The 6,665-nt window shown below is 65.3% G+C and carries 8 protein-coding genes; 3 read left to right on the forward strand and 5 right to left on the reverse strand.

Going from position 1 to position 6,665, the window contains the following annotated elements; genetic code table 11:
- Nucleotides 1-209: 209 nt before the first annotated feature.
- Nucleotides 210-524 carry an integration host factor subunit beta gene (locus tag CKO23_RS23425; RefSeq protein ID WP_200335740.1) on the forward strand — a complete coding sequence of 105 codons (315 nt, stop codon included), beginning with the start codon at nucleotides 210-212 and terminating at the stop codon, nucleotides 522-524.
- 221 nt (nucleotides 525-745) lie between these two features.
- Here CKO23_RS23425 and CKO23_RS23430 read toward each other — a convergent pair whose 3' ends face one another.
- The 4 genes from CKO23_RS23430 to CKO23_RS23445 all read right to left on the reverse strand — a co-directional run bounded on the left by CKO23_RS23430 (nucleotide 746) and on the right by CKO23_RS23445 (nucleotide 2,754).
- A complete protein-coding gene (locus tag CKO23_RS23430; protein ID WP_200335742.1) occupies nucleotides 746-1,147 on the reverse strand; it encodes a type II toxin-antitoxin system VapC family toxin in 402 nt (133 codons plus the stop codon).
- A complete protein-coding gene (locus tag CKO23_RS23435) occupies nucleotides 1,144-1,380 on the reverse strand; it encodes a hypothetical protein (protein ID WP_200335744.1) in 237 nt (78 codons plus the stop codon). Before CKO23_RS23435 ends, CKO23_RS23430 begins: the two co-directional genes overlap by 4 nt.
- Before the next feature lie 124 nt (nucleotides 1,381-1,504).
- Complete coding sequence (locus tag CKO23_RS23440) at nucleotides 1,505-2,101, reverse strand: hypothetical protein (protein ID WP_200335746.1); 597 nt, start codon at nucleotides 2,099-2,101, stop codon at nucleotides 1,505-1,507.
- Nucleotides 2,098-2,754, reverse strand: coding sequence for a DUF6904 family protein (locus tag CKO23_RS23445; RefSeq protein ID WP_200335748.1), 657 nt, complete (start codon nucleotides 2,752-2,754; stop codon nucleotides 2,098-2,100). Before CKO23_RS23445 ends, CKO23_RS23440 begins: the two co-directional genes overlap by 4 nt.
- 900 nt (nucleotides 2,755-3,654) lie before the next feature.
- Here CKO23_RS23445 and CKO23_RS23450 point away from each other — a divergent pair.
- Together CKO23_RS23450 and CKO23_RS23455 are read left to right on the forward strand one after the other, a co-directional pair.
- Nucleotides 3,655-3,903 carry a type II toxin-antitoxin system ParD family antitoxin gene (locus CKO23_RS23450; protein ID WP_200335758.1) on the forward strand — a complete coding sequence of 83 codons (249 nt, stop codon included), beginning with the start codon at nucleotides 3,655-3,657 and terminating at the stop codon, nucleotides 3,901-3,903.
- Entirely contained in the window at nucleotides 3,900-4,208 is a 309-nt protein-coding gene (locus CKO23_RS23455; RefSeq protein ID WP_200335759.1) for a type II toxin-antitoxin system RelE/ParE family toxin, read from the forward strand. Before CKO23_RS23450 ends, CKO23_RS23455 begins: the two co-directional genes overlap by 4 nt.
- Before the next feature lie 129 nt (nucleotides 4,209-4,337).
- On the opposite strand, the gene CKO23_RS23460 is transcribed toward CKO23_RS23455, so the two are convergent.
- A complete protein-coding gene (locus CKO23_RS23460) occupies nucleotides 4,338-6,434 on the reverse strand; it encodes a DEAD/DEAH box helicase family protein (RefSeq protein WP_200335760.1) in 2,097 nt (698 codons plus the stop codon).
- Nucleotides 6,435-6,665 lie beyond the last annotated feature (231 nt).

Here is a 6,665-nt window from a genome sequence, read left to right on the forward strand (position 1 = left end):
TGCGCATCCCGCCCCGCGTTGACCCGAGCCGAGCCCACCCCAGCAGAGCACGAGCGTCCAGTCGCCTAGCAGGTCCTGCACGAGATCGACCTGGTCGTAGCGAGCCTTCTGCGGATGCACCCAGCGGCGTCTCTGCGGCATTCCGGCTGTCCCCGTTGGTCGATACACTAGCGCCAGTATCTTTCATGATCTGGATGAGCCACCGCCTGATGACCCGCACCGAGCTGATCGCACAACTCGCGAACGACCCAGAGTCGCTGCCCGAGCCCGATATCGAGCTGGCCGTCAAAGCCCTCTTGGAGCGCATGACCGAGGCCCTAGCCCGCGGTGAGCGGATCGAGATCCGCGGCTTTGGGAGCTTCACCCTGAACGACCGCCCTCCCCGCCTCGGGCGCCATCCGAAGACCGGTGAAACGGTGGCGGTACCCGCACGCTATGTGCCTCACTTCAAGCCGGGGAAGGAGCTGCGCGAACGGGTCGATCTGGGGATGGCCGACAATCTGCCTGCGATGGAAGCGGCCTAACCATGAAAGGTCGCACCCTCGGTCGTGTGCTCGGGCTCATCGCCGCCACGGGCCTGCTGACACCGACGCCCCCAGCGGCGCCGTCGACCTCGACATCGGCCAAGTGCAGGTGCGCGGGGAAGTCCTGACCGCCTTGAAGGCACCCTGCCCGTCTGCGGGCCGTCCGAGGAGCTACGCAGAGGCAGGACGGTTTCTGGCCGGCATGGAGCGCCCTGCCATGCTCAACGCCAGACCAAGGTTCCCAGCGTGTCGAAGTGGTGGTCATAGGTCCACACCGGCAGGCGTAAGCGCGACGCCACGACCGCCAGGGTGGCATCGAACAGGGTGATGGACTGGTCGGGAAAGCGCCCCACCCAGGCGGCCGCCTCGCGGTAGTCCTGTGGGCTCGGATTGACCCAGGCGCTGCCCTCTCGCACGTCCTCCAGCCAGGAGAAGGCGCTGGTGGCGCCGAGGCGATAGCGGATCAGGGTGTAGGTTTCCAGCAGAATCGGGTACGCGAGCACCACTGATCGCCCCTCGTCCGCCAGGATCTGCAGCTGTTCCTGCGAGCGGGCGTGATACTGGTCATCGGGGTCGACCGCGGCGTACAGCGGTCCGGTATCGGCGAGAACGGCCCGGGTCACGTCGAGGACAGGTAACGATCGTGTGAGACGCTCACGTCGTCGTGACCACTGCCCCGTTGGGCGGGGCGAATACGCAGCGCCGAGGCGCTCGGCAGATAACCGCGCTCGCCGAGGTACTCGCGCACGGCCGCCTGGACGACGGCGGTCAATTGCACGGGGACCGCCTGCTCATCGACGAAGCGCTCCAAGGCCTGCTCGAGGTCGTCGGGAAGCGTGATGGTGGTGCGTTTCATGAGCCGAGCATAGCACCAACTGGTGCAGATGGTGCAGATGGTGCGACTGGTCAAGCCGAGGATGATTGAACAACAAGGAACGTGGGCCAGTGCGCTGCTCACCCTTCATGCTGAATAGCGGTTCCTATAAACCGCTCGGCGACAGCTTGAGCGGGTCGGCGCTTGGGCACAGCGCCGCGGGGCTGTCCCGACAGACCCACTCGAGCCACTGTCCGGGTGGCGAGGGCTGGGCGCGGAATTGCGCCACCATCGCGCCATCGTGCGCCGCAGTCGTGGTCGAGCCGAGGAGGCGCTCCTGGTTGGCCTTCAGGCCTTCCAAGGTGCCCGGTCCCAGGTCGGCACGAAACACCGTGGCCTGGCCACCCTGACCGATGATGAGGATGAAGTAGCCCCCGTGGGTGAGCATGTGCTCCACGACGATCTGGACGTTCAGGTGGCTGGGGTTGAGCAGGGTGTTGTAGGTGGCGAAGCCGGCGAAGGCGAAGCTGAACTGGATCGCCTCGCAAGCGTCCGTTCCCAGCACAGAGTGCCCGAGATCGAACCCTGCCGCGGCGATATCGGGCGGCAGGGGGATGTCCAGATGCAGGGCGAAGCAGGCGAAGTCCTGACCGCGCTCGGTGATCATGCCGAGGGCGATGCAGGGCGCTGCCTCGGCCAGGACCTCGGCGACGAAGGGGCGGTTGAGCACCAGGGTTGGCAGCGCAGCGGCGTTGCTTGTCATGCGTCGTCTACCGACCACTCGAAGTCTGGCCAGTCGCGGTCGTCGCTGGCAAAGGCGCTGGGTGGAATGACACCCGGGCGTAGCGCGACGCCTTGCTCGGCGAGCATTCCGTAAGCCAGGTCGAAGGTCTCCATCAGCTTCGACAGCACGGCGCGTCGCCGCTCCACCGGGGTCTCGATGAAGTAGAGGCAGCGGCTGTCCAGGATCAGGTCCAGGTGCACGTAGGGAGCCAGGCAGGCCCGCCGTGCCGCGTGCAGGGTCTCCTCCCAAGCCGCCGGCATGGCCGCGCGGGCGGCCGATTCGATGACGTGCTCCAGCTCATAGAGAACCGCCTGGTCGAGTCGGCTCGAGGGCAGGCCCCCCAGTGCCTCGCGCAGCAGGGCCGCCTGAATCAGGAGGACCGGCCAGAGGATCTCCACACCGTAGAGGCGGTAGCGGTGCCCCAGAGCGTCCATGCGGTCGACCTGCGCGCGCTGCCCCTCGAAGGCCTTGCGCAGGTCGTCGGCCAGGCCGAGGACGAAGCCCTCCTTGTCCTCAATCAGGGGGCTGTCGGCAACGAGGCGATGGACCAGCGCGTAGAGGCGCTCCAGGCCAACCGCGTTGCCCCACAGGCGCAGTCCGGCATGGTGGGGTGTGAGCTCGAAGTCCAGCATGGGGACGCCTCCAGGGGCCGGGGTGGAGTACGCGGGGCCGTGAAAGGGCCGGCGCCGGCGACCGTTTCAGGTGACGGCTAGACACGATGAGGGTCCGTCCGCACGGCCTGCGGCTGTGCGCCCAGTCTAGCGTAGAGGCGCCCTGGCCAGGAGGACAACGGCGCTCCGGGTGCCGCTCAGGAAGCGGTCTGATCGTCGTCCAGTGTCGTCGGCGGCGGACGCTGCGTCTGCACGCGACCGACGCGCCCATCGGCGGTTTCTGCACCAAAAAAACGGTCCAATGGATCAAAAACGCCCTTTGAGCCGCGAATTCCAGTTTCCTGTGCGTTTGCATGGGCTTTCTTCAGGCGAAATCGCCTGAAACCCCAGAATCTGACCAATCGGCTCCGGTGCTTGGCGGTTTGCGGGTGCTCTCTCGGGCTTTTCAGCGAGTCGTACGTCGCGGCATTCGTCCCGCTCGTTTGGACTGATCGCCGCGGCGGACACGGTCGGCACGACGGATCGCGTCGGTCAACGCGTCAGCGACCGCTGCCTGCTCGAAGCGGTCACTGGCGCTCCAACGGGGACTGACTCAACCGTCCCAGATCCGGTCACCGCCCCCCGTTTGTTGGGAAACCCGGAGTAGGCGAATTACTGGCTCTCACCCTTCTCTCGGAGAGGGCCGCTCACCGCCCCAAAGCAGCCGGTCGCACTTCCTGGGGTAAGGTTTGTTTCCCGAAGGGCCGACCCTCGTGTGTCCAGCCGCGCTAAGTCGGCCACTAAGCCAGGACCGCCTGCGGAAACAGTCGCCTCCGGACATCGCCCCACTCGTTGGTTTCCCCGTCTCCGCTTGACCAGAGTTCGACCGCGCGGCATCGTATATATTCATATTTGCTAAAAGCGAATATCAAGGTCCTGATTATGGCAACTACCAGTCTGAGCCTCGGTGAGCATTTGGAGGCATTCATCAAGCGCGAGATCGCAAGCGGCCGCTACGGCTCCGCGAGCGAGGTCGTCCGCGATGCTCTGCGGCACCTGGAAGAGCGCAACAGTCGGCTAGCGGCCCTGCGCGCGCACTTGGCCGAAGGCGAGGCACAGGCGCTGCGCGGCGAGTTCGTCACAGACTATTCGATCGATGCCCTGTTGGCCGAGTCGGATCGGGAGGCATGAGCCGCGCGTTCCGGATCACGCCAAGGGCGGCGAGTGACCTGCGCGACGTCGCCCGTTATACCTTAGGAACCTGGGGTCGAAAGCAGCGCGACGCTTACCTACGAGAGATGGATAAGCGCTTCGCCTGGCTGGCCGAGAATCCGATGCTCGGCAAGCCGCGTCCGGACATCAGGGAGGGTTACCGCAGCTATCCGCAAGGCGCGCATGTCATCTTCTACCTGGTCCGCGACACCGGCATCGACATCATCGGCGTTCTCCGTCAGCGGATGGATGTCGTGAATTACTTCGAGCCGTCGGACGAGTAGGCAGTGATCGACGTCCTTCTGATGAAACATCATGATCGCCGGCAAGGCCCGTTGGGTGCGGCTGTCGCCCGCTTGTGGAGGTCAAGAAACACATGGAACCCGCAGCGCCGGGGCCTCGACGACGGTGGCTCAGGCGCGCCGGTACAGGTTCCGGCAGTAGTGGAACGGGTGCCGCTCCCGGAATCGCCCGAGGTTGTCCAATACCGTCAGGATGGTACAGGTCTCGGTACCGCCGTTACGCGGTCCCCGCAGCCCGCGCCCGACCATCTGCATGTAGCTGACCGGGCTCTTCACCTGGCGGGCGATCAGCACCAGATCCGTGCTTGGTGCATCGAAGCCGGTGGCCAATACACTGTGGTTGCACAGAACCCGCAAGGCGCCGTCCTTGAACCGATTCAGGAACCAGCGACGAGCGGTGGCCGGAGTCTCGCCGCTGACCGCCGCAGCCGGGATGCCGAGCAGGCAGGGCCTCGCGGCCATCTCCTCGGCGTGCCGTACCGAGTTGGTGAAGAACAAGATCTGTTGGGCGTCGGTGGCTTGCAGGGTCTCTATCAGTCGAGCGTTGCGGGCATCGTTGGCAGCGAGCTCCTGATTGACTCTTTCCAGCACTCCATCGAATCGCGCCCCGTCGTTGCCATCCCAGAGACTATCGAGATCAGCCAACAAGTCCGCAGATATGGTCGTGTCCGTCTCCAATGCCTGATAGTCGGCGTGGGCTAGGAAGCCGCCCGCGAGCAGCCGCTCGGTCAAGCCTTCCTGATTCCGTGGATACTGACATTCATCGAAGCGCCTGGCGAGACGCCGGCTCTCGTCGTCCATTCGGAATGGCGTCGCGCTGAGACCGACCAGCGGCGGCTCGTCTTTGGGCGGCGCACTAGAGTGGAGCGTCTCGGCGTCCAGCCAGCGCAGCAGTGACGTGTAACTCGGCGTGATGGCGTGATGGCATTCATCCACCACGACCAAACCCGGTCTTGCGAGCCAGGCGAGCGCGGGGCCATCGAAGCGGCTGTTCAAGGTCTGGATCGAGGCCACCACCACCGTTGGCTCGGCGTTCGCCGGCTCTGCCGGGTTGCCATGTCCACCCCAGAACCGGATCACGCGTAGCGATTCCCCTTCCGTCCCGAGGTTCTGCCACACCTGCCGGAAGGACTGGACCGCCTGCTCGCAGAGTTCATTGGTCTGCGCCACCCAGAGGACGACCCGCCGTGCGCCGGCTGGTTTCAGAATCAGCTCCACTGAGGTCTGAACGGTGACCCGCGTCTTTCCGCCGCCGGTGGGCAGGCTGACCACCGCGCGCCGCCGCCCGCTCCCGCTGTCGATCAGGTCCTTCAGGGATCTTGATACATCCACCTGATACTCATGCAGATCTGGAAGCGAAAAAGGCCCCGCGATCAGCAATTCGGCTTCCAGCCGGCGCGACTGCGACTGCGCGAAAATCTCAGGAAATCCGAGCGACAAGACGAACGCACGCGCCTCATCCGTCCCCCAGCGCGACGGAGGACGCAGGTCGGCTGCCGCCATGGCCGCCCGGATATTGCTTTCCTGCAACACCGCCGGCCCTAGCATGTCGAGCGCCAACGCCGCGACCTGTCCCGGCGAGGCTTCATCGGCTAGCGCGCGACAGGCAGCCTCGCCGAGTGCGGCCCGAAGCGCATCCAAGTTATCGGCTACGGCCAGCAACAGGCGTTCCGCGAGGTTGGTACCTGCCGCCACCGCGCGACGCCGCTCCTCTAACGCTGCGTCCGCGACCTTCTCCAGCGCCTCCTCCAGACTGCATTTGAGCCAGCCAGCCGCAGTGGCCTCGGTCAGGATCAACCGCAGCCTCTCACGGTGAGACAGGGCTTCGAGCTGCGCCTGATCCAGGTACAACACACCATCCCAATGCAGACAAGGAACTGCCTCGCGGTCCTCGTCCGTGGTCAGGTGCAGCCCGCTGACGAATTGGGCATAGCTCCGTCGTTCGGCCTGCTCCGACAGCACGGCCTTCAGCTCAGGCACTGCATCCCCCAAGGTATTGAAGCTCGCGAGTGCCGTGTCCCAGTCGCGGCGAAAGGTCGCATCCAGGTCCAGCGCACCCTTTTTCCGCCAGAGCGCGCGGGTCACTTCATCGAGCTTGACCACTGTCCAGCCTCGCGCCCGAGCGCGCTGGGCCAAATCGGCGGAGCCGGTTACGTAAACCTCTCCGAGCTTGACCGCGCCGTGGGCGCCGGATACATGGCTGGGCACCCATCGATCTGCGGCGGCGTAGCGCTAGAGGTCCGCCAGCGTGTCGTCACCGCCGGCCTCGCAAGTGGCCAGGTGATCGGTCAGCGCTTGCCAAAATCCCTTCAGGGGTCACCGCAGAATTCGGAAAAAATCGTACGCTAATGTTTCGCCCCTAGGCGTAGCGGCCGAAACCGCCCGTCCGCGGGCAACCGATCCTGCCGCCAGACATAGTCGCCAGTCAGATTGATGTGC

Source organism: Thiocystis violacea, from assembly GCF_016583565.1.
GTDB classification, from domain to species: domain Bacteria; phylum Pseudomonadota; class Gammaproteobacteria; order Chromatiales; family Chromatiaceae; genus Thiorhodococcus; species Thiorhodococcus violaceus_A.

Bases quoted from the DNA above. Each gene is read 5' to 3' on its own strand.
- CKO23_RS23425 (WP_200335740.1), top strand. From the start codon at position 210: ATGACCCGCACCGAGCTGATCGCACAACTCGCGAACGACCCAGAGTCG.
- CKO23_RS23445 (WP_200335748.1), bottom strand. From the start codon at position 2,754: ATGCTGGACTTCGAGCTCACACCCCACCATGCCGGACTGCGCCTGTGG.
- CKO23_RS23440 (WP_200335746.1), bottom strand. From the start codon at position 2,101: ATGACAAGCAACGCCGCTGCGCTGCCAACCCTGGTGCTCAACCGCCCC.
- CKO23_RS23455 (WP_200335759.1), top strand. From the start codon at position 3,900: ATGAGCCGCGCGTTCCGGATCACGCCAAGGGCGGCGAGTGACCTGCGC.
- CKO23_RS23450 (WP_200335758.1), top strand. From the start codon at position 3,655: ATGGCAACTACCAGTCTGAGCCTCGGTGAGCATTTGGAGGCATTCATC.
- CKO23_RS23435 (WP_200335744.1), bottom strand. From the start codon at position 1,380: ATGAAACGCACCACCATCACGCTTCCCGACGACCTCGAGCAGGCCTTG.